Raw genomic sequence first — 21,591 nt, forward strand, 5'->3', positions numbered from 1 at the left:
TTTTAGAGAATAATTCTAATGAATAGCCCATATGTAAGTCTTGACCGAATCGATATTCGTATCCTTGATTTGTTGCAATCCGAATCGAAAATTTCCAATATCAAACTGGCAGAAATGGTGAACCTGTCGCCAACAGCGGTACTGGCGCGGGTACAGAAATTGACCAAGGAAGGATTTATTCTTGGTTATGAAGCACGTTTGAATCCGGTCAAGCTGAATAATGGTTTTGTAGTTTTCGTCGAAATCCTGCTGGATAAAACTACGCCAAATGTACTGGAAGAATTTTCTGAGGCAGTACAGCAGATTCCGGATATTGTGGAATGTCATATGATTAGTGGTGGCTTTGATTTTGTAGTAAAAATCCGCTGTGCCAATATGGATGAGTTCCGTAAAATTTCTGGGGATATTTTGTGGCAGCTGCCGGGGGTAAAGGAAACCCGCAGTTACCCAGTGATGGAAGTGATTAAGGAAACCCAGCAGATCAAGCTAAAACTACCTGCCAAAGCCAAAGTATAAAATGCTGATAAAACAAAAGGGACGCGAAGTCCCTTTTAGTTTTTTGAAATAGAAAGATTATTTTTTCATCTCTGCCATTTCTTTCTGATATTCAGCTTTCGCTAGTTCAAAACGTTCTACCACATCATTACTTGGCGCTTTATCTAGCAGACTAACAATCACAATGCTAAGTGTTGCCAGGATAAAGCCTGGAATAATCTCGTACAGACCCGTATCGCCCATATAATTTTTCCAGACAATCACGGTCACTGCACCCGCAACCATCCCGACAATCGCACCGTTGAGGGTCATGCGTTTCCAGAATAGTGAGAAGATGATTAGTGGCCCAAACGCCGCACCAAAGCCAGCCCAGGCATAAGCTACCAGACCAAGGACTTTGCTGTTTGGATTGATGGCAAGTGCAATCGCAATCAGGGAAATCACAATCACCATGCCACGCCCAACCCAGATCAGCTCTTTTTGCGAAGCATTTTTACGCAGGAAACCCTTGTATAAATCTTCGGTAAGAGTCGTAGAACAGACCAGCAGCTGACAGCTTAAAGTATTCATAATCGCAGCCAGAATGGCAGCCAGAACGATGCCAGCCACCCAAGGATTGAGCAGGATTTTGGTCAGTTCCATAAAAACTGTTTCAGGATTCTGGTTCACGATCGCTGCAGCAGCTAAGTCCGGATTTGCAGCAAAATAAGCAATCCCGATATAACCTGCAGACATTGCACCGACCAAACACAGGATCATCCAGGTCATGCTGATACGGCGCGCAGCGGGAATGGTTTTTACCGAATCTGCAGCCATAAAACGCACTAAAATATGCGGTTGACCAAAATAGCCTAAGCCCCATGCCAAACTGGAAATAATCGCGACCATACTCAGGCCTTCCAGCATATTGGATGCATGTGGACGAGCAGCTTCAAGCAATGTACCGACATGTTGAGCATTATCACCCAATGCCAGATAGGTAATAATTGGTGTAATTAACAAGGCAAAAATCATCAAACCGGCTTGAAAAGTGTCGGTCCAGCTGATCGCTAAAAATCCACCGATACACACATACAGAATCGTGGCAACAGCACCGAGCCAAAGTGCAGTGGTGTAATCCCAGCCAAACAGGCTTTCGAATAAGCGTGCACCCGCAACCATGCCGGAAGCACAGTAAATCGCAAAGAACACCAGAATCACGATTGCGGAAAGCAAGCGTAAAATCCGTTTCTTATCCGAAAAACGGCTGGTGAAATAATCGGGTAGGGTCAGGGCATTGTTCTGATACTCGGTATGAGCACGCAGGCGGCCAGCCACCAGTAACCAGTTCAGCTAGGCACCAATAATCAGACCAATCGCAATCCAGACTTCAGACAGGCCAGACAGGTAAATTGCACCAGGCAGACCCATCAGTAGCCAGCCGCTCATGTCGGAGGCACCTGCCGAAAGTGCAGTCACCATACTGCCCAGACTTCGCCCACCCAGAATATATTCATCAAAATTGGAGGTCGCACGATAGGCGTATAAACCAATCCCAATCATGGCTACGATATAAAACAGAAAAGTAATCAGTGTCGGGTTTAGCGAGCTCATAGGTAGAGTATCCTTAAATATTGCACATCATCATCCGGGATGATTTTTTGTACTGCGTTCACAGGGCAGTGATTCAAACACGGTTTAAAAATTACACTCTGTAACAGTTAAGCAGTTTTTATGTATGTTTTATGTAAATTAGATTTCTTAGACAGAATACTATGAAATTTAAAATGGCTGGATAAAGTCAAGAATAGTCTAATTTAGAGTAAAGAAGCTAATTTTTAATAAATAGTTAAAATTATTAAGTTTTTATTATTTTTTTTACACAAAGTTACAAAACTAACAACAAGTGCGAATTAGACATATTTTGTTGCAAATATCACTTAAAAGATTTCTATTTGTTTCTGGCTGGTCCACGCATAGTGAAAGGGCACCATCAAGGTGCATCATCGCCAAGAGTAAAAAACATGGACAATATGCTTCAAATTGACTTGAACAGAATCGAACAGGATTTATTGGGTAAAAAACAGATTCCACAGCATAGTTATTATGGGATTCATACCCTACGTGCGCTGGAAAATTTTCAGATATCAGGTTTAACTGTAGGACAGCAATCACACTTTATTCGCGCTTTGGCACAAGTTAAAAAAGCGTCTGCACAAACCAATCTACATTTTCAGAAAATTTCAGAACAACAATGTGCAGCTATCCAGCAAGCCTGTGATGAGCTGATTAAATATCCGGAAAACTGGCAGGATGCTTTTCCACTGGATCCTTATCAAGGCGGAGCGGGTACTTCAATTAATATGAATGCCAATGAGGTGATTGCCAACCGTGCACTGGAACTGATGGGGCATCGCAAAGGCGATTACCACATTCTGCATCCGAATGATCATGTGAATACTTCCCAATCCACCAATGATGTTTATCCCACGGCACTGCGCCTTGCAACTTATACACGTTTAGATGAACTACTCAATGTGCAAAAATCTTTGATTGATACTTTATATAATAAGGCTACCGAGTTTCAGTATGTGATCAAGATGGGTCGTACTCAGTTGCAGGATGCTGTTCCTATGACTATGGAGCAGGAATTCCGCGCTTTTGCGACTTTATTAAAAGAAGATTTTAAGCTGATTGAGCAAATGCGTCAGTTATTGCTGGAAGTTAATCTAGGTGCAACAGCGATTGGAACTGGTGTAAATACACCAACGGGTTATGCCAAGCGTGCTGTAGAAACTTTGGCACACATCACTGGTTTGCCTTTAAAAGGTGCAGAAGATTATGTCGAAGCGACCAGTGATTGTGGCGTCTTTATTATTCTGTCTAGCAGCCTGAAAAGATTGGCAGTCAAATTGTCCAAAATCTGTAATGACTTACGTCTCCTAAGTTCTGGACCACGTACCGGTTTAGCTGAGATCCGTTTGCCAGAATTACAGGCAGGTTCTTCGATTATGCCAGCCAAAGTGAATCCAGTGATTCCGGAAGTAGTGAATCAGATTGCGTTTCGGGTGATTGGTAATGACCTGACCGTGACCATGGCGGCGGAAGCTGGGCAATTACAGCTGAATGTCATGGAACCGGTCATCGCGGTATCTTTAAATGAATCGATTCAATTACTGACCCAAGGTATGCAGACGCTACAGCAAAAATGTATTGCCGGAATTCAGGCCAATGAGCAGAACTGTTTAAATGCGGTAATGCGCAGCATTGGCATTATCACTTTACTGGAACCGCTGCTCGGGCATGCCATGTGCGATGAAATCGGAAAACAGTGTATTCGTGAAGATAAAACAGTGCCTCAAGTCGTCCTGGAGCTGGGTTTGCTCAGTCAGGCTCAGTTAGATCAAATCTTTGCCTTTGAAAATCTGGTCTCGGAAGTACCTAGCGAGATTAATCAGTTAGAACAAGTGTCCTGAAGTTGTTAAGGTTTTGAATCACGATTTATAGGATCGTGCTGATTTTAACCATTTGCCTCAAATCCAGTCTGTGGATTTGGGGTATTTTCATCTAGACTAGATAAATCCCACGATGAATCCGGAACATAGCATGTTTGATAAAATCAGCGCTTTATTCAAATCGAATAAACCTTCTCCTGCACAGCTTTATCTAGAAGAAAATAATATTCAATATGCCGAAGAAACCGGCTATATCGTAGATGGGATCAATCTGAATCAGGAGCTGGGTGAACGTCTGGAATATCTGTCTAACCGACGCATGAAAACTTTTAATGATCTGAAAGAATTATATTTTACAGCCATGATCATGAATGAAAAAATTGATCTGGAAATTGCTCATCAACGTTTTAATTCAAGATTAGGCAATACTGAAGAAAATTTGCTGCAATTTAAAGTAATAGTAAAAAAGTTGAATGATTACTACCGAAATTTTCTACGTGAGAAAAAGTAGCATTTGAAACGAAAAGAAACCATTATTTTTCTGCTCGCAAAGACTGCATAAAAATAACGAAATGCGCAGATACCATCGTGATAGTATAAGGGGCATGTTGTTTAGACTTTAAAGCTATATACATGTTCCAACAAGAAATTTCCCAACTCAATTTAAAACAACTCAAGGCTGGTGAGCGACGCTGGTTAGGCAACTTGCAGGGATCATCCACAGCATTATTACTGAAAGAAATCGCCAAGCAACATAAACAGTTGTTTGTGATTGTGGCCCGCAATAATCAGCACCTTGGTCAGCTGGAAAGTGAACTGGAATTCTATGGCATCAAGCCGACTATATTTCCAGACTGGGAAATTTTGCCTTATGACCGTCTGTCTCCGCATCAGAACATTGTCTCTGAACGTCTGGCCATTCTGTCCAATATGCCACAGACTGGGGTGTTGCTGTTATCTGCCTCTACGCTGGCACAGCGTGTAGCGCCAAGTTCATGGGTATTGGGCGAACACTTTGATATTCGTGTCGGGCAAAAGCTTGATTTGGAACAGCAAAAGAAAAAACTGATTCAGGCGGGTTACCATCTGGTTGATACGGTATATGACCATGGTGAATTTGCAGTCCGCGGCAGCATCATGGACATTTATGCCTCTGGTCAGGATGCACCGATCCGGATTGACCTGTTCGATGATGAAATTGAAACGCTGAAATTTTTTGATCCGGAAACCCAGCGCACTACGCAAACTTTAGAACAATTTACCGTATTACCAGCACAAGAATTTCCACTGAAAGAAGGGCGCGCCACTTTCCGGGACCGTTATGGTGAGCTGTTCCCGACAGCAAATCCCAAGAAAAACCCGATGTATCAAGATGTCATGGATGGTATTGCTTCGCCCGGTATTGAATTTTACATGCCGCTTTTCTTTAGTGCAGAAGCGATGCAAGCTCACAGCACTTTGGCTTCATACTTACCAAAGAATGGCATTGTCATTACAGATCGCGGTCTGGAAGAGTCATTAAACCAGTTTTGGGCTGAGGTGGTACGTCGTTATGAGGATCGCCGTCATAATGTGGATCAGCCAATTCTACCTCCGGAAATGCTGTTTACCCAGACTAATCTTGTGCTGGAACAATTGAACCAGTTTGGTCGCATTATTGCTTCTCAAGATGTTTTTGATGAAAAAGCGGGTGTGATAAATCTGGATACTCAGACACCGCCACGACTGCCGGTCGATCCGAAACGGGAAAAGCCATTCATCGAAGTTAAAAAATATATCGATGCAGCTAATCATCCTGTTCTACTCGTGGCTGAAAGTGTAGGTCGCCGAGAAACTCTAAAAGATGCACTGCGTCCAAGTCTGGGTGATATCCCGACCGTCGAGAATTTTGATGCTTTTGTCACATCATTACATGCGATTGCCATTACCAGTGCACCCTTAGAACGTGGTCTGGTTTTGACTGATCGTATCGCTGTGATTTCGGAAAACCAGCTCTATGAACATCGGGTGGTACAGCGCCGTCGCAAGTGTCAACAGGAAGTCTCCGAAGAATTCCTGATTCGCAGTCTGACCGAGCTGAGCATTGGTGCGCCAGTCGTACATATTGATTATGGTGTAGGGCGTTATGCCGGTCTGATTACCCTGAGTATTGACGATCAGGACCATGAATTCCTGCAACTGGATTATGCTGATGATGCCAAGGTTTATGTACCAGTCACCAATCTGCATCTGATCAGCCGTTATAGTGGTGGTGATCCTGATCTGGCACCACTACATAAGCTCGGAACAGATGCCTGGAGCAAAGCCAAACGTAAGGCACTGGAACAGATTCACGACGTAGCAGCTGAATTACTAGATATACAGGCACGTCGTTCATCCAAGCCGGGTATCAGTTTTGAGCTGGATCAAAGTCTCTATATGCAGTTTGCCAGTGGCTTTGCTTATGAGGAAACTCTGGATCAAGCCAATGCCATTGAAGCGACTTTATATGATATGCAGCAGGCCAAACCAATGGATCGTCTGGTCTGTGGTGATGTTGGTTTTGGGAAAACTGAGGTCGCAATGCGCGCCGCCTTTGTTGCGGTGCAGAATAACCGGCAAGTCGCTGTTTTGGTTCCAACTACTTTGTTAGCACAACAGCACTATGAATCCTTTAAAGACCGCTTTGCGGACTGGCCGGTACGCATTGAAGTGCTGTCACGTTTCGGTTCTTCCAAGGCACATACTAAAACGATTGAAGACCTGGCAGAAGGCAAAGTGGATATTGTCATTGGTACACATAAAATTCTGCAGGAAAATGTCCAGTTCAAAAATCTCGGACTGATGATTGTTGATGAGGAACACCGTTTCGGGGTGCGGGACAAAGAACGTATCAAGGCCCTACGTGCCGATGTGGATATGCTGACCCTGACTGCCACACCAATTCCACGTACTCTGAATATGGCCTTTAGCGGCATGCGTGATCTTTCAATCATCGCGACACCACCGGCACGTCGTCTGGCAGTGAAAACATTTGTCCAAGAGCAGACCAATGACACTATTAAAGAAGCAATTCTGCGTGAATTGCTGCGTGGTGGTCAGGTTTATTTCCTGCATAATGAAGTGGATACCATTGACCGCGCTGCAGAAAGTTTGCGTGAGCTGGTCCCAGAAGCACGTGTCATTGTTGCCCATGGGCAAATGCGTGAACGTGAGCTGGAACAGGTGATGCAGCAGTTCTATCACAAGGAATACAATGTTCTGGTGTGTTCGACCATTATCGAAACCGGAATTGATGTGCCGAGTGCCAATACCATCATTATTGAACGTGCGGACAAACTGGGTCTGGCTCAGTTGCACCAGTTACGTGGTCGTGTTGGCCGCTCCCATCATCAGGCTTATGCTTATCTGTTAGTCCCGTCGATCAAAGGTCTAAAAGGCGATGCTGAAAAACGCCTGGATGCAATTCAGCGGGCTTCAAATCTGGGTGCAGGTTTTATGCTGGCAACCGAAGATCTGGAAATCCGTGGAGCAGGTGAACTGTTGGGTGAACAGCAAAGTGGTTCGATGCAGGCAATTGGTTATAGCCTGTATATGGAAATGCTGGAGAAAGCCACCAAAGCCATCCAGAAAGGGAAAACCCCGAACTTTGATGCGCCATTATCTTTGACGGCAGAAATCAATCTGCATATGCCAGCGCTGATTCCGGATGATTATCTGGGTGATGTGCATCAGCGTCTGCTGTTCTATAAGCGTATCAGTAACACCGATACCCAAGACAAGCTCGACAATATCCGTATGGAGCTGATTGACCGTTTTGGTATTCCGCCACAGCCAGTGAAGCAGCTATTTGCAGTGCATCAGCTTCGCCTGAAAGCAGAACAGCTGGGCATTACTAAAATCGACATTGGCGGTCAGGGTGGTCATATTGAATTTGCTCCGGATACACCAGTGCAGGCCATGAGTATCATTCAGATGATGCAGAAACATCCGACCTATTTCCGGATGAATGGCGGACAACGTCTGAAAGTCATGGTCATGCTGGAAGACTATCAAAAACGTATTCAGTTTTTAAACGATTTGCTGGATAGCCTGCTGAAAGAGCTGCATTAAAAAGGTTTTAAAAAATGGGTCAGAAAAGGAATTCTGACCATTCGTTTAAATCGATAGCTAAGTCACATATAAATGGAAAGAAAGGCTTGATTATTTTATGGGATTCGGTAAAGTCTGAGTTGTGACCGAGTTCATAACAAATCCTCCAAATTTGTATTTAAACACATTGCTCACAATATTCAGCTAGCACTGGATATGTTAGTATTAGCCATCATTCTAATTTTGCATCATTTATAAAGATATGTTTAGTTTGCATCCTCAACTTGCTCAAGATACGTTTTTTGTAGGCGACTTTCCTTTATCAACATGTCGTTTGATGAATGATATGCAATTTCCGTGGTTAATCCTGATTCCACGTGTGCCGGGCATTACAGAATTATATGAACTTAGCCAGGCCGACCAGGAACAGTTCCTGCGTGAATCAAGCTGGTTGTCTAGTCAGCTTGCGCGTGTATTCCGTGCAGACAAAATGAATGTGGCTGCATTAGGTAATATGGTTCCACAGCTACATTTTCATCATGTGGTTCGTTACCAGAATGATGTGGCTTGGCCAAAACCAGTTTGGGGAACACCTGCGGTTCCTTATAGCAGTGAAGTTCTTGCTCATATGCGTCAGACGTTAATGCTGGCTCTACGTGGTCAGGGAGATATGCCATTCGACTGGCGTATGGATTAATCTGATCCCATGCTGCAATCAGGCCTGTAAATTATACAGTGCTGCAAGGAGCAACTGAGTGCAAATAGACGATTGGGTACATAAAGAGCCGAAACAGTTTGAATATTTCCATCGACTGATGGGATATATCATGCTGTCGCTGGTCATCGTCGTTTTTCACTATACAGAGCCTGATACGCAGTACCAGATTTTTATCCCGTTTTTCTTTCTTGCGATTATACTGGCTCTGCCGAAGCTGTCGCGCTGGCTCATCTATCGCTACAATACTAGTATCAAGCGTAATGTCTTCTTTGTGCTCGACATTGCTGTAATTGCAGTCATTCTTTCTGCAATGCATATGAGTCTGGTACTGTCTTTATTGGGACTGGTCGCATTGTTGTATACCGCAATCAGTAACAAAATTTCATTTTTGACGTTTTCATTGGCAAGCCTGATCGGTATTGCCATTTTTTATTTCTGCAATATTTTTATCTTTGGTTTTGGTGAATATTTTCAGCCAACCAGCAATGAGTTGACGGTTCTGGGCTTCCTTTGTCTGGTGACCTATTTTGGTGTAGGGAATTACTATCAAACCACGCGTGCACGTTATATGGCGCAGAAAAAGAATCATTATTATGATCAGATGAACCGTTATATGGAATTTGCCAATCAGCTGAGCCGTTATGCACCCTTGCAGTTGTGGCAATCCATTATGAAAGGTGAGTCTGAAGCCAAGATTGAATATAAACGTAAGAAACTTACCGTATTTTTTTCCGATATCCAGGGTTTCACGGAACTCTCTGAAACGCTGATTCCAGATGATTTAGCCTTCCTGCTGAATGACTATCTCAGTCACATGACAGAAATCGCCAAGCACTATGAAGGCACGGTAGATAAATTCATGGGTGATGCGATCCTGATCTTTTTCGGTGATCCGTATTCTGATGGTGTTGAGCAGGATGCTAAGAACTGTCTGGATATGGCGATTGCCATGCGTCAGCAGATGAAAATCCTGCGTGAACGCTGGGTGAAAATGGGCTATCCACCGCTACATATTCGTATGGGTATTTCGACGGGGTATTGTCACGTTGGCAATTATGGCGCTAATCACCGTATGGCTTATACGATTGTGGGACGGGATGCCAACCTGGCAGCACGATTACAATGTGCTGCTGAAGTAGATGAAATCCTGATTTCTGAAGATACCCATACACTTATCAAGAATGACTATCTTTGTGCAGGGAAAAAACCAGTATTCCTGAAGGGGATTAAAGAGCCAGTACGTACCTGGCAGGTAATGGAGCGATTTACTTCAGAGAAAATTGATTATCAACGCTGGTTTGATTACGAATATAAAGGTTTCCATCTGTTACTTAATCTGGATGAAGTACAAAACTACGAATATCCTAAACTGGTCCATGTGCTTGAAAATATGATCAAGCGCATTCAAACCCAGCAGCAGATGACCAATACACAAGGTGTTGTTCGTCTACATTTGGAAGATGAAGTCTCAGCCCCAAGTGAGCTCATTGAGGCTGAGCAAAGCAATTAATTATGTCTTAATGCGTTTTTATCATTGCTCTATGTTATCTCGTGTAAAAATCCTCGATACCAAAATGGTGGTCGGGGATTTTTTGTGGCCCATTAAACCCATTTTTGGTTAGCAAGGTTAATATCAAAGCTCAGGTTGTTATAAACTTCATGGAGATTGAATTTTGATCGATCTTCAGGCAGTTGCACCATAACCGGTAGTCGAGAAATGCCATTATCACCGACAGAAAATGCGTAATGACGTTCTTTATCACTTACTGAAATTTGTGACTCATATTCCAAATAGACCGTAAACTGTGGGTATTTTTTAGGCACACGAATAATATTTACGAAAGCATTCACTTTAATTTGCTGTAATTTATATTTTTGTTCTTCAAGCAGGTGTTGCTTCTTATCTTTAGTTTTAAACAATTTCGACATGAAGCTGTCGCTATTTTCGAGGTCTCGTTCAGTTTCTTTGATTTGTAAATAAGTGTCTTTGTGCGCTTGTAGTGATTGTTTGATAATATTCATTAAACTGTCAATCGACTCATGCATTTTTGTGCTAGCTTTTTCCCATTGTTCGAGATCACTCTTTTTGAAAATCTCATCATAGCGTTTTTCGAGTAAATTCAGCCACGATACTAAACGGTAAAAGAAGACCTTAGCTTTGTAGTCAAAAATGACAGCAGGTTGCGATTGGAAATCTTGGAAATAACTTAAAATATCCGAAAATATTTCTCTTAAGCTTGTATAGATATAGTGGTATTCATCTTGATGTGAGATTTTAAACTTAAGAAAATTTGCAGTTGGTTCTAAAATATTTAAAATAAGATCTTTTTCAAAATCAATGAGCCTTTCTTCAATCACTTTTTCCATATTCAGCCCCGAGGAGTCTAAAGGCTTAAAGAGCAAAGGAAGTAAGACTGTAGCATTATGTTCACGAATCTTTTCAATAAAGTTGATTGCTTCATGACCAATTTGTTTTTCAATAGTGACAATTTTCACGATATTGTCTTGGAATTGCTGAACATAGGTTGAATCATCAACCTTTGCTAAATTGAGTGTCACACCATTCAAATAGATAATATCGGAAACGAGACTTTTTTCTTCATTTAAAAAACGTCGGATTGAGTAAGTGTTAATGTCCTTATTTTGCGCAGGTTGAGAGAGGCAGAAGAAATATTTAGAGGTTTTGACTACTTCAAGTTGTCTGAGTCTTTTCTGCTCGACAATCAACTGGGAGAATAATGGACGTTTTTGATTTATAAGTTCACGGAATTGAACGGTCTTAAACCAAAAATTCAGTAATTGCTGTTTTAAATAGACTTCATTAATAAATACTTTAAGTGTATCGGTATCGAGATTTCGACTATTGGGGGGGATGACAAAGTTATTTTTATCTTTGATTATTTTTGCAAGGTAATAAATAAATTGTACGCGAATTTCATTTTTATATTTTTGCAATGAAATATTATCTTCGGTATCAATTTTATTTACCTGGCTGACTAAACCTTCAATGAAATTGGCAATCTCATGAGCATCGTTATACTTTTCTAAATGTGTGCATGAGGCGAAAAGTTTTTCTGCTAAATTACGAATGCCACTGTGGTGGATGGTTTTAATATATTCAGCAAAATTACTTTCTTTGTTCAGTCTAAAGGTATTGTCACTACGGTTCCAATAGATAGATTTTTTCTGTAAGATTTGTGTATTCAGCAGTTCTTTTTGATGTGCTGGAATCTGTGAAAACAAATTTTGGTAGTTCTCTTTCCAGTATAAATCTAGATAAGGATCAATTTGGTTCGCTAGAGAGCGAAGTTCATAAGGAATGTAGTCTTTCATTTTAATTTCTTCAAAGGAAAATTAGTCAGAATCAAGAATTTATGTAAAAATGTTAACATTTTTTTGCATTTTTGTGTTTGTGACTTAGCTGTTTTTTATTACTTATTTAGACAATATTTTTATGAGAGAGCAGTAATATAGTTTTATTTTTTATGCAAATCATCTGAGCGGTGAGTTCAACACACTCAGATGATGACTTAAGTTTGTCACTTCATAGATGAGAAAAACTTAATGATTTTCTGAAGCATGGTTGATGGTGTATTTTGGAATTTCAACTTCCAGATCTTCATCAACAATTTTGACCTGACAAGACAAACGTGAATCAGGCTCAAGGCCCCATGCACGGTCTAACAGATCTGCTTCAACATCATTCATTTCTTCCAGGCTGTCAAAGCCACGACGTACAATCACGTGACATGTGGTACATGCACATGACATATCGCAAGCATGTTCAATCTTGATCCCATTATTTAACAGGCTTTCACATAAATTGGCATCTTGTTCAACTTCAAACTCAGCACCTTCAGGGCAAATTTGCGCATGTGGAAGAACTTTAATACGTGGCATAGTCTTTACCTTAAATTAGTTTGAGTTTGACCAGTCGTCGAGTTTAGTACCTTTCAGTGCTGCATCGATATGCTGGTTCATCCGAACAGCTGCAAATGCATCACTATGTATTTTAAGCTGTTCTACAGCAGATTCAATCGCTTTGATATCTGTGCCTTGGAGCTCTTGTTCAAGCTTGGTCTGAGCAGCTTGCAGATCAGTAAGCTGCTGTTCGCTTAATAATTTGGCATCCGTTTTCAGGGCTTGAGACAGCGCTTCAAGTTCACGTTGTGCTTCAACTTTGGTTTCCTGAAGATGACGCAGGTTTTTATCTTCTTCAGCAAATTTATAACCTTCAAGCAGTAAACGCTCTGTATCTTCGCTAGATAAACCATAAGATGGTTTAATATCGATCTGTGCTTTCACGCCAGATGTGGTTTCTTGCGCAGATACGGTTAATAAACCATCAGCATCGACCTGGAAAGTTACTTCAATACGTGCCTGACCTGCTGTCATCGGTGGAATACCATGCAACACGAAGCGACCTAAGCTACGGCAATGCTCCACCAGATCACGTTCACCCTGAACTACATGGATCAACATCGCGGTCTGACCATCTTGATAGGTTGTGAATTCTTGACGGCGTGCCACAGGAATTGCTGTATTACGTGAAATCAGGCGTTCTACCAGACCACCCATGGTTTCTAGACCCAGAGACAATGGCGTTACGTCTAGTAACAATGAACCGTCGGTTGAATTACCAATCAATTGGTTCGCAGTAATCGAGGCACCAATCGCAACGACTTCATCCGGGTTAATCGTGCAAAGCGGTTCTTGGTTGAACACTTCACGCACTGCTTTTTGTACTGCATACGAGCGGGTAGAACCACCTACAAGCACTACGTTTTGAATATCATTCAGTTCCAGTTTGGCATCACGCATTACCCGTTTACAAACGCTAATGGTTTTATCCAGTGCAACTTTAATGATTTCTTCAAACGTTGGGCGGTCTAATGTTAAGACATGATCCAGCAGTTTCAGTTCTACAGACTCAGCATCAGAAAGCGCTTCTTTGGCTTTACGCGCAGCGGTAATGAAATGTGCGTATTCGGCATCATTTAAAGTTTCAATGTTCAGCTGTTTCTTGGCCCATTTCAGAATAAGACGATCCAGGTCATCACCACCCAGAGCAGTATGGCCACCAGTGGCTAATACTTCGAATACACCTTGTGAGAAACGCAGGATAGATACGTCAAAAGTACCACCACCCAAGTCATAGATCACATAGTTGCGATCTGTACTCAGGTTGGTGTCTTGATCCAGACCATAAGCCACAGCAGCAGCAGTAGGTTCATTCAGTAAACGAAGTACATTTAAACCGGCCAATTGTGCCGCATCACGAGTTGCCTGACGTTGTGCTTCATCAAAATATGCAGGAACTGTGATGACAGCGCCATTAATCTCATTTTTTAAACTAGCTTCTGCACGGTCTTTCAGCTGTTTTAAGATTTGTGCTGAAATTTCGACGGGTGTTTTACGACCCTGAGCGGTTTCAAAGGCTGGCATTTCATTCGCTTCACCCACTAAGGTGTACGGATGCTGGAATTTAATATCCGCTTGAGAACGACCCATGAAACGCTTTACAGAAACGATGGTATTCTTTGGATCAGTCGTCGTGAATGGTGCAGCTTCATAGCCGTACTGAGTGCTTTGCTCTGCATAATGAACGATAGAAGGAAGTAACACACGTCCTTGTTCATCATTAAGTACTTTGGCTTTACCTGAAAGAACCGTGGCAACCAAAGAGTGGGTGGTGCCTAAATCGATACCAATCGCAATGCGGTGTTCATGCGGTGCACTTGATTGACCTGGTTCTGCAATCTGCAAGAGAGCCATAGTGTTACATCCTTTGCACGTTAAATATTAAAGAGAGAAATTAAAAATCGTCATCGAGGTCAAAGCTGTCATCATCGAGGAAGCGGTCTTCCGCTTTATCGATATCTGCCATGACTTTTACAAAGAAGCGCAGTTTACGCACAGTGTCGCGAGCCTCAGACCAGTCTTCATCTGCATAATCAATTTTGAATTCACGCACCAGACCATCAATCCACTGTTGAACTTCAACTTTCAAGGAAGATAAATCTTCTGCTGAAGCTGCATCATCAAGCTGCTCACGAATTTCAAGCGCATCTTGCAGGAACTCAAAATCACTGATGGACTGATCCAGATGATAATCCTGTTTTTTTAATGAAAGTAAGTAAGCAGCGCGACTATCCACAGCCGACAAAACCTTATATGCCTGATTGATTTCACTTGATTTGATCAGGGCCTGGTCTTTGTCTGCAGCTTTATCTGGGTGATATTGTTGCTGTAACTTTAAAAATTCAGCTTTTAAAGCAGCTGAATCAATATCAAGTGCGACAGGGAGGTTGAACAACTCAAAATGATTCATGGGAGATTGGATCCACGATTAATATGCAACTAAAAACTACTGCCTGAATGCAATTAAAACAGTGTAGATGACACTGTTTTAATGCTACAAGGATAAATGTACGCTGATTAAGCCTTATACAGTGAAGGATTCACCGCAGCCACATTCACCTTTTTTGTTCGGGTTGTTAAATTCGAAGCCTTCGTTCAGACCATTTTTTACGTAGTCCATCTCCATACCTTCGAGATAAACCAGGCTTTTCGGGTCAACGAAAACTTTAACACCAAACTGTTCAAATACTTCATCATGTGTATCAGCGTCATCGACGAATTCAAGCACATAAGCCAGACCAGAACAGCCTGAAGTTTTCACACCAACGCGAATGCCTTCACCCTTACCACGATTTTTCAGGTAATTGCTGATATGAGTTGCAGCATTTTCAGTTAAATGGATCATGAAAACTCCGTTAATCTTTCTTCAAAAATACACGTCAGCAATTAAGCTTTCACTTTTTTGCTACGATAATCTTCTACAGCAGCTTTAATCGCATCTTCAGCAAGTACAGAGCAGTGTACTTTTACTGGAGGAAGAGCAAGTTCAGTTGCAATATCAATATTCTTGATCGCTTGAGCTTCGTCCAGAGTTTTACCTTTCAGCCACTCAGTTACCAGTGAGCTAGATGCAATTGCTGAACCACAGCCATAAGTTTTAAAACGTGCTTCTTCAATTACACCTTCATCATTCACTTGAATCTGAAGACGCATCACGTCGCCACATGCTGGTGCACCCACCATGCCTGTACCTACGTTTTCTGCATTTTTGTCTAAAACACCAACGTTACGTGGGTTTTCGTAATGGTCAATTACTTTTTCGCTATAAGCCATGTTGCTTCTCCAAACCTCGGGGTCAGCCTAATATTAAATATGGGGATTAAAAAACTTTTATGAATGAGATAACAACATAAATGCTGTTATCTTCGATACAAGATTAGTGTTCAGCCCATTCAACTGTAGAAAGGTCGATACCTTCTTTGTACATATCCCAAAGCGGAGAAAGTTCACGTAACTTCTCAACAGCAGCTTTAGTGACTTCAAGTACATGATCAATATCTTCTTCAGTGGTGTATTTACCAAAGCTAAAGCGGATTGAGCTGTGTGCCAATTCGTCTGATAGGCCCAATGCACGTAGAACATAAGACGGTTCTAGTGTTGCAGAGGTACATGCTGAACCTGAAGATACTGCTGCATCTTTCAGAGCCATCATTAGTGATTCACCTTCAACAAAGTTGAAGCTCACGTTCAGGTAGTTCGCAACGTTATAAGTTTCGTGGCCATTCAGGAATACCTGTTCAAGGTCACGTAAACCATTCCAAAGTTTGTCACGAAGTATACGTAAACGCGCTTGTTCAGAATGCAAGTTTTTACCTGCAAGTTCAAATGCTTCACCCATACCTACGATCTGGTGAGTCGCAAGCGTACCAGAACGCATGCCACGTTCGTGACCGCCACCATGCATTTGTGCTTTCAGGCGTACACGTGGGCTACGACGTACAAACAGGGCACCGATGCCTTTAGGACCATAGATTTTGTGTGCAGAGAAGCTCATCAGGTCGACTTTCAGTTGAGAAAGGTCAATTTCAACTTTACCTGCAGCCTGTGCAGCATCTACGTGGAAGAAAATTTTCTTGGCACGAGTGATTTCACCAATTGCAGCAACATCCGTTACGGTACCAATTTCGTTGTTTACCATCATCAGGGAGACAAGAATGGTATCTGGACGAATTGCAGCTTCAACCATGTCTGGTGTGATTAAACCAGTTTTTGGTTGTGGTTCCAGGTAAGTAATTTCAAAGCCTTCAGACTCTAGTTCACGGCATGTATCCAAAATTGCTTTATGTTCAATTTTAGATGTAATGATGTGCTTACCTTTAGATGCATAGAACTGAGCTACACCTTTTAGAGCAAGGTTGTCAGATTCAGTCGCACCAGAAGTCCATACGATTTCACGTGGGTCAGCTTTCACAAGATTAGCTACTTGTTCACGTGCGTATTCAACTTTTTCTTCCGCTTGCCAGCCGTATGCATGTGAACGAGATGCAGCATTACCGAAGGTACCTTCGAAAGTTAAGCATTCCATCATGCGTTCTGCAACTTGAGGGTCTACAGGAGTGGTTGCTGCATAGTCAAGATAAATCGGACGTTTCATGTCAAATACCTGTAACCGATAAAAGAGCTGAATCAAAAGATGCTGAATTTTGGCGTAGTGAAACGGTTTGCACGTTGTCACGAGCGATTAGGTCAGCAAGCGAGATTTTTGCGAGATAATCGGCAATGTGGTGGGAGAGTTCCTGCCATAAATCGTGAGTCAAGCACATCGCACCATTCTGGCAGTTGCCTTTATGGTCGCAGCGAGTAGCGTCAACACTTTCGTTTACAGCTTCAATGATTTCTAACACAGTGATGTCTTGAGCATTACGCGCCAGATGATAGCCACCATTGGCACCACGGACACTTGAAACTAAGCCATGACGTTTTAGTTTCGCAAATAACTGCTCAAGATAGGCAACAGAAATGGTTTGACGAGCTGCAATTTCAGCAAGCGTGATCGTTTGTTCAGTTGGCTGCAAAGCTAGATCAAGAAGAGCAGTCACTGCGTAGCGACCGCGAGTGGTTAAGCGCATGATTCGATACACATGGTTAGACTAGATGTATCGATTTTAAGAATCCTGACTAAAATAGTCAAGTTTTTTTATTATGCAAAATGAGGTGCTAAATTATACTAAAAAGAACGCTTTATTAAGCGAGCCAATTATATACTAATAACGTAATTAAACCTACAGTAATAAGACTAAAGATTATATTAATTTGCTTCTGACGACGTTGCATACGTCGAATCCGGTTTTTGTACTGCTTAACTTCTACCTGAAGGGTATTAATCTTAGAACGTTGCTGATCAATTTTGTCTAAAAGTGGAGCCAGACGGTTACGTGAAGTGACTACTTCGGATTCGTCTGTGGGCTCATACAGCCACTGTTTCCAGTCAGCAAGCAGTTTTGGCAGGGCAAATAAGGTCAGTAGATCGCGAAATTCATCTTTCAGGATCTGATTGCCATCAATACGCATGGCTTTAATGCTGCGACGATTGCCAAAAACAAAGATTTTAATCAGATCGGACAGGTTGGTACGCACATCAAGGTCAATGATCTTATTTGGCGCTTTATGGTCAAATAGTAGGCCCTTATCGGTAAACTGCACATAAAAGTCAAAATAAGGAATATAACTATTAATCTTAATAGCGATATTTTCATCAATAAACTTTTTAGCTTGTAATGCAACAACGCGATCATGTTTTAGAATAAAAGTGAAAATCGTTTCCAAAACAATTAAAGTCATTGTCAGCAATAAGTGTGGCTGCTTTTGACTTTGCTGCGATTCGCTCATAGATACAACCAATCCTTTCCTGAAAAATTTGAAAGATAAAGCATCCTGCCTAATTGATATTTCAGGGATTAAACTTAAAACATGAAATAAATTGCTTTGTAGAACAGTTTAGCAAAACTGGCAAGTATTAAATTTGCTAATATGCTGTCATTTTGTAGATTTCTATATAAAATTTGCATAGAAAATAATCAGGAGGCGTGCACATGGACAAATCTGAAGCGGCACAGGATGCAATCTCGGAAGCAGAACAAAAAACATCAAAAACCAAGTCCAGATCAGGATCAGAGCGTAAGTCGGTCCTCGACTTTCGAAAATATACCAAACAAATCTGGTTGGCTGGACTGGGTGCATTCTCTCGCGCTGAAGAAGAAGGCAACAAATTATTCGACTCTCTAGTCAAGGTAGGGGAAGAGCTAGAATCCAAAACGACTGACATTGCCGATCAAACTGTCGAAAAAGTCTCAGAAAAGGCCAAAGAGTCTGTCACAGATACCAAAGATAAAGTTGAAAAATTAATTGATCACTCTGTTCATCACTCCTTGAATCGTATAGGATTAGTGACACTGAAGGACGTGCAGCATCTGGAAAAACTGATCCTGCAGCTACATGCTAAAGTCGATCAGTTGATGGAAGAACAGGGAAAAATACAGGATGAATTGTCTAAAAAATCACAACGGAAGTGACTTTATTCATTATTCAATGTTTTTTTCGCTTATTTTTTAAAAAAAAAGAGGTCGAAGAGTATTGCGTTTAGACCTGAACCATTGTTATAAAGTCGCTATGGCAATTTAAACAAATTCTTGGACCTTAAATAAACGATATTAAGAGGACGTAATTTTCATGAATAAATCAGAATTAATTGATGCAATTGCAGAGAAAGGGGGATTATCTAAGGCTGACGCAGGTAAAGCTTTAGATGCTACAATTGCTTCTGTTACTGAAGCGCTTAAATCAGGTGACACAGTTACTCTCGTTGGTTTTGGTACTTTCGGCGTTAAAGAACGTGCTGCACGTACTGGCCGTAACCCACAAACTGGTGCTACGCTAGAAATTAAAGCAAGCAAAGTACCTAGCTTCAAAGCTGGTAAAGGCTTAAAAGACGCTGTAGCTTAATCGCCCACAGCAATCAAACGCGCCTCACTAGGCGCGTTTTTTTATTGATTAATTAAATAGTCAGGATTAACACATTCATTCAGTGGGTTTTTTCGGGTAAAATCCCATGCAAATAAAATATTGGAATACTTATGGAATCTTTTCGTAAAGTTATTAAGGGTTGGCTGGGCAAGGTCTTGCTCGTTCTATTTTTGACCCCTTTAGCGCTTGTAGGTATTGAAGGATATTTTAGTGGTGGGAACAAAGATACAGCCAAGACGGTAAATGGCACAGATATCTCTAAAAAAGAACTGGAATCTCTGACAAAATCATTCAAAGAACAATATCTCAGTTATGCCAATGGCGATGAAACATTATTAAATCAGGCCTTCATTGATCAAAAGGCCATGGATACGCTGGTTGGACGTACAGTTTTGCTGCAACAAGCTGAAGAGCTAGGCATCAGCCTCAGTGATCAGCAAATTGAGCAAATGATTGCTCAGCAACCAAGCTTCCAGCAAAATGGTCAGTTTTCAAATGCGCTCTATGAAAACTATTTGCGCTCTGTGGGCATGAACAGTCAGCAATTAATTGCAGGCCTGCGCACTGACCACGCGCTTAAAATGCTGTCTTCGACATTTATTGACTATCCATTGGTTAGTAAACTGGAAATTCAGCAGATCGCTGACTTGCAGACTGAACAGCGTCATGTGCATATTGCCAGTGTCAATCTTGAGAACTACAAGAAAAACGTCAAGGTTACTGATGCGGAAATTGCAGCTTATTATGAAAAGCATAAGACTGTATTCAAGCAGCCAACGAGTGTAGATGTAGACTACGTTGTTTTAAAGGCCGCTGATATGAATACTGCTTCTGTTACGGTGACGAATGCAGAACTACAAGATGCCTATAACAGTTTTGTAGCGGCGCAAAAATCGACGGTTAAGCCAGAAGTAAAACACATCCTGATCACTGCGGATAACCGTTCTGAAGCTGAAGCGCAAAAACTTGCAGCAGATGTAGCAGCTAAAATCAAAGCGGGTACAACATTTGCTCAGGCTGCAGCCCAGTATTCAGAAGATCCTGAATCCAAGGCTAAAGGTGGTGCAATTGCAGTTTATGAAATGGGTGTGTTCGGTGATGCCTTTGATAAAACTGTTGCTTCATTACAATCAGGTCAGGTTTCTGCACCAGTGAAAACAGATTATGGTTATCACATCATTGCTGTACAGGCACCTGATGTCGCTGTGCCATCATTTGAATCACAAAAAGCGCGTCTGACTGAAGAGGTGCTGGCTTCTAAAAAATCAAATGCATTCTCTGATACTGTAAATAGCCTGAATGATATGGTGGTCAGCAGCGATTCACTGGATGTGGTAACACAAGAAGTTAAAGGTGTTCGCGTACAATCAGCTAAAGGCGTGACTTTATCTACACGTGATCCATTGCTCAGCGATGCCAATGTGAAAGTGAAGCTGTTCAACGACGATGTGAAGAATGGTGACCGTAATGTATCATCTAGCATACAGTTGGCAAACGGTGATGTAGCCTGGGTAAAAGTGCGTGATTACCATGCAGCAGGTGAGCAATCACTGGCTGAAGCAAAACCACGTGTTACAGCGGAATTGATTGAAGAAAAAGCGCGAGCTCTTGCAAAAGCCCAGATTCAGAAATCATTGGATGAGTTTAAGACCAAACCTGCGGCTTCTGTAGCAAAAGGCACTCTGGTGTTTGAAGATGCGGGTGTCTATACCCGTGCCGAAGGTTTGCTAAAACGTGATGTACAGCGTGCAGCATTTAGCCTGAAAGCACCTAAAGCTGGATTCTGGTCCGTGACCACAGCAAGCTTGCCTAATGAGCTGGTCGTAGTTGCTGTATCTGAAGTGAAGAAGAATCCGATTGATGTGTTAAGTGAAGAGCAACGTACTGAGCTGGCAAAACTTTATGCCCAGTTACGTGGTCAGCAAGAATTTGATGATTATACGCGTTATCTGAAATCGCAAGCGAAAATCAAATAACAGATTTTCCTTT

At 41.8% G+C, this 21,591-nt stretch carries 18 protein-coding genes and 1 pseudogene; 9 read left to right on the forward strand and 10 right to left on the reverse strand.

What is annotated here, in order from left to right:
• Positions 1 to 18: 18 nt before the first annotated feature.
• Entirely contained in the window at positions 19 to 516 is a 498-nt protein-coding gene (locus IHE35_RS06135) for an Lrp/AsnC ligand binding domain-containing protein (RefSeq protein WP_242789756.1), read from the forward strand.
• Between the two features lie 57 nt (positions 517 to 573).
• Here the strand turns inward: IHE35_RS06135 and putP are convergent.
• Positions 574 to 2,088: pseudogene (gene putP / locus IHE35_RS06140) on the reverse strand (sodium/proline symporter PutP).
• Between the two features lie 410 nt (positions 2,089 to 2,498).
• Between putP and aspA the strand changes: the two are divergent.
• From aspA to IHE35_RS06165, 5 genes are all read left to right on the forward strand, one after another.
• Positions 2,499 to 3,950 carry an aspartate ammonia-lyase gene (gene aspA, locus IHE35_RS06145; protein WP_242789757.1) on the forward strand — a complete coding sequence of 484 codons (1,452 nt, stop codon included), beginning with the start codon at positions 2,499 to 2,501 and terminating at the stop codon, positions 3,948 to 3,950.
• Positions 3,951 to 4,080: 130 nt separating this feature from the next.
• Positions 4,081 to 4,440, forward strand: coding sequence for a hypothetical protein (locus IHE35_RS06150; protein ID WP_242789758.1), 360 nt, complete (start codon positions 4,081 to 4,083; stop codon positions 4,438 to 4,440).
• A 122-nt stretch (positions 4,441 to 4,562) separates the two neighbouring features.
• On the forward strand, positions 4,563 to 8,021 hold the full coding sequence (mfd, locus tag IHE35_RS06155; RefSeq protein ID WP_242789759.1) for a transcription-repair coupling factor: 3,459 nt from the start codon (positions 4,563 to 4,565) through the stop codon (positions 8,019 to 8,021).
• Between the two features lie 241 nt (positions 8,022 to 8,262).
• Positions 8,263 to 8,697: an HIT family protein gene (locus tag IHE35_RS06160; protein WP_004894486.1), complete on the forward strand. Its 435-nt coding sequence runs from the start codon at positions 8,263 to 8,265 to the stop codon at positions 8,695 to 8,697.
• Between the two features lie 58 nt (positions 8,698 to 8,755).
• Positions 8,756 to 10,228, forward strand: coding sequence for an adenylate/guanylate cyclase domain-containing protein (locus tag IHE35_RS06165; RefSeq protein ID WP_242789760.1), 1,473 nt, complete (start codon positions 8,756 to 8,758; stop codon positions 10,226 to 10,228).
• 92 nt (positions 10,229 to 10,320) lie between these two features.
• On the opposite strand, the gene IHE35_RS06170 is transcribed toward IHE35_RS06165, so the two are convergent.
• The 9 genes from IHE35_RS06170 to IHE35_RS06210 all read right to left on the reverse strand — a co-directional run bounded on the left by IHE35_RS06170 (position 10,321) and on the right by IHE35_RS06210 (position 18,468).
• The gene (locus tag IHE35_RS06170) at positions 10,321 to 12,051 is read right to left on the reverse strand and encodes a hypothetical protein (RefSeq protein WP_242789761.1); all 1,731 of its coding nucleotides are present in this window, start codon (positions 12,049 to 12,051) and stop codon (positions 10,321 to 10,323) included.
• Positions 12,052 to 12,279: 228 nt separating this feature from the next.
• Positions 12,280 to 12,618, reverse strand: a complete 339-nt coding sequence (gene fdx, locus IHE35_RS06175; protein WP_242789762.1) for an ISC system 2Fe-2S type ferredoxin — start codon at positions 12,616 to 12,618, stop codon at positions 12,280 to 12,282.
• Between the two features lie 15 nt (positions 12,619 to 12,633).
• Positions 12,634 to 14,493, reverse strand: coding sequence for a Fe-S protein assembly chaperone HscA (gene hscA, locus IHE35_RS06180; RefSeq protein WP_242789763.1), 1,860 nt, complete (start codon positions 14,491 to 14,493; stop codon positions 12,634 to 12,636).
• A 40-nt stretch (positions 14,494 to 14,533) separates the two neighbouring features.
• Positions 14,534 to 15,049, reverse strand: coding sequence for a Fe-S protein assembly co-chaperone HscB (gene hscB / locus IHE35_RS06185; RefSeq protein WP_242789764.1), 516 nt, complete (start codon positions 15,047 to 15,049; stop codon positions 14,534 to 14,536).
• A gap of 114 nt (positions 15,050 to 15,163) precedes the next feature.
• A complete protein-coding gene (iscA, locus tag IHE35_RS06190; protein ID WP_004812739.1) occupies positions 15,164 to 15,484 on the reverse strand; it encodes an iron-sulfur cluster assembly protein IscA in 321 nt (106 codons plus the stop codon).
• Positions 15,485 to 15,525: 41 nt separating this feature from the next.
• Positions 15,526 to 15,912: a Fe-S cluster assembly scaffold IscU gene (gene iscU / locus IHE35_RS06195; RefSeq protein ID WP_004812740.1), complete on the reverse strand. Its 387-nt coding sequence runs from the start codon at positions 15,910 to 15,912 to the stop codon at positions 15,526 to 15,528.
• Between the two features lie 103 nt (positions 15,913 to 16,015).
• Positions 16,016 to 17,233 carry an IscS subfamily cysteine desulfurase gene (locus tag IHE35_RS06200; protein WP_242789765.1) on the reverse strand — a complete coding sequence of 406 codons (1,218 nt, stop codon included), beginning with the start codon at positions 17,231 to 17,233 and terminating at the stop codon, positions 16,016 to 16,018.
• Between the two features lies 1 nt (position 17,234).
• On the reverse strand, positions 17,235 to 17,708 hold the full coding sequence (locus IHE35_RS06205) for an Rrf2 family transcriptional regulator (RefSeq protein WP_242789766.1): 474 nt from the start codon (positions 17,706 to 17,708) through the stop codon (positions 17,235 to 17,237).
• A gap of 115 nt (positions 17,709 to 17,823) precedes the next feature.
• The gene (locus tag IHE35_RS06210; protein ID WP_242789767.1) at positions 17,824 to 18,468 is read right to left on the reverse strand and encodes a hypothetical protein; all 645 of its coding nucleotides are present in this window, start codon (positions 18,466 to 18,468) and stop codon (positions 17,824 to 17,826) included.
• 203 nt (positions 18,469 to 18,671) lie between these two features.
• Here IHE35_RS06210 and IHE35_RS06215 point away from each other — a divergent pair, with 203 nt between their 5' ends.
• From IHE35_RS06215 to IHE35_RS06225, 3 genes are all read left to right on the forward strand, one after another.
• Complete coding sequence (locus IHE35_RS06215) at positions 18,672 to 19,151, forward strand: phasin family protein (RefSeq protein WP_242789768.1); 480 nt, start codon at positions 18,672 to 18,674, stop codon at positions 19,149 to 19,151.
• Positions 19,152 to 19,308: 157 nt separating this feature from the next.
• Positions 19,309 to 19,581: an HU family DNA-binding protein gene (locus tag IHE35_RS06220; RefSeq protein ID WP_004279807.1), complete on the forward strand. Its 273-nt coding sequence runs from the start codon at positions 19,309 to 19,311 to the stop codon at positions 19,579 to 19,581.
• 131 nt (positions 19,582 to 19,712) lie between these two features.
• Positions 19,713 to 21,578: a SurA N-terminal domain-containing protein gene (locus IHE35_RS06225; protein WP_242789769.1), complete on the forward strand. Its 1,866-nt coding sequence runs from the start codon at positions 19,713 to 19,715 to the stop codon at positions 21,576 to 21,578.
• Positions 21,579 to 21,591: the final 13 nt, after the last annotated feature.

It is taken from the genome of Acinetobacter sp. ASP199 (assembly GCF_022700675.1).
GTDB lineage: Bacteria > Pseudomonadota > Gammaproteobacteria > Pseudomonadales > Moraxellaceae > Acinetobacter.

Coding starts and splice junctions, on each gene's coding strand:
- iscA (WP_004812739.1), bottom strand. CDS start 15,484: ATGATCCATTTAACTGAAAATGCTGCAACTCATATCAGCAATTACCTG.
- fdx (WP_242789762.1), bottom strand. CDS start 12,618: ATGCCACGTATTAAAGTTCTTCCACATGCGCAAATTTGCCCTGAAGGT.
- IHE35_RS06200 (WP_242789765.1), bottom strand. CDS start 17,233: ATGAAACGTCCGATTTATCTTGACTATGCAGCAACCACTCCTGTAGAC.
- IHE35_RS06220 (WP_004279807.1), top strand. CDS start 19,309: ATGAATAAATCAGAATTAATTGATGCAATTGCAGAGAAAGGGGGATTA.
- iscU (WP_004812740.1), bottom strand. CDS start 15,912: ATGGCTTATAGCGAAAAAGTAATTGACCATTACGAAAACCCACGTAAC.
- IHE35_RS06170 (WP_242789761.1), bottom strand. CDS start 12,051: ATGAAAGACTACATTCCTTATGAACTTCGCTCTCTAGCGAACCAAATT.
- IHE35_RS06150 (WP_242789758.1), top strand. CDS start 4,081: ATGTTTGATAAAATCAGCGCTTTATTCAAATCGAATAAACCTTCTCCT.
- hscA (WP_242789763.1), bottom strand. CDS start 14,493: ATGGCTCTCTTGCAGATTGCAGAACCAGGTCAATCAAGTGCACCGCAT.
- IHE35_RS06225 (WP_242789769.1), top strand. CDS start 19,713: ATGGAATCTTTTCGTAAAGTTATTAAGGGTTGGCTGGGCAAGGTCTTG.
- aspA (WP_242789757.1), top strand. CDS start 2,499: ATGGACAATATGCTTCAAATTGACTTGAACAGAATCGAACAGGATTTA.
- hscB (WP_242789764.1), bottom strand. CDS start 15,049: ATGAATCATTTTGAGTTGTTCAACCTCCCTGTCGCACTTGATATTGAT.
- IHE35_RS06215 (WP_242789768.1), top strand. CDS start 18,672: ATGGACAAATCTGAAGCGGCACAGGATGCAATCTCGGAAGCAGAACAA.
- mfd (WP_242789759.1), top strand. CDS start 4,563: ATGTTCCAACAAGAAATTTCCCAACTCAATTTAAAACAACTCAAGGCT.
- IHE35_RS06160 (WP_004894486.1), top strand. CDS start 8,263: ATGTTTAGTTTGCATCCTCAACTTGCTCAAGATACGTTTTTTGTAGGC.
- IHE35_RS06135 (WP_242789756.1), top strand. CDS start 19: ATGAATAGCCCATATGTAAGTCTTGACCGAATCGATATTCGTATCCTT.
- IHE35_RS06210 (WP_242789767.1), bottom strand. CDS start 18,468: ATGAGCGAATCGCAGCAAAGTCAAAAGCAGCCACACTTATTGCTGACA.
- IHE35_RS06205 (WP_242789766.1), bottom strand. CDS start 17,708: ATGCGCTTAACCACTCGCGGTCGCTACGCAGTGACTGCTCTTCTTGAT.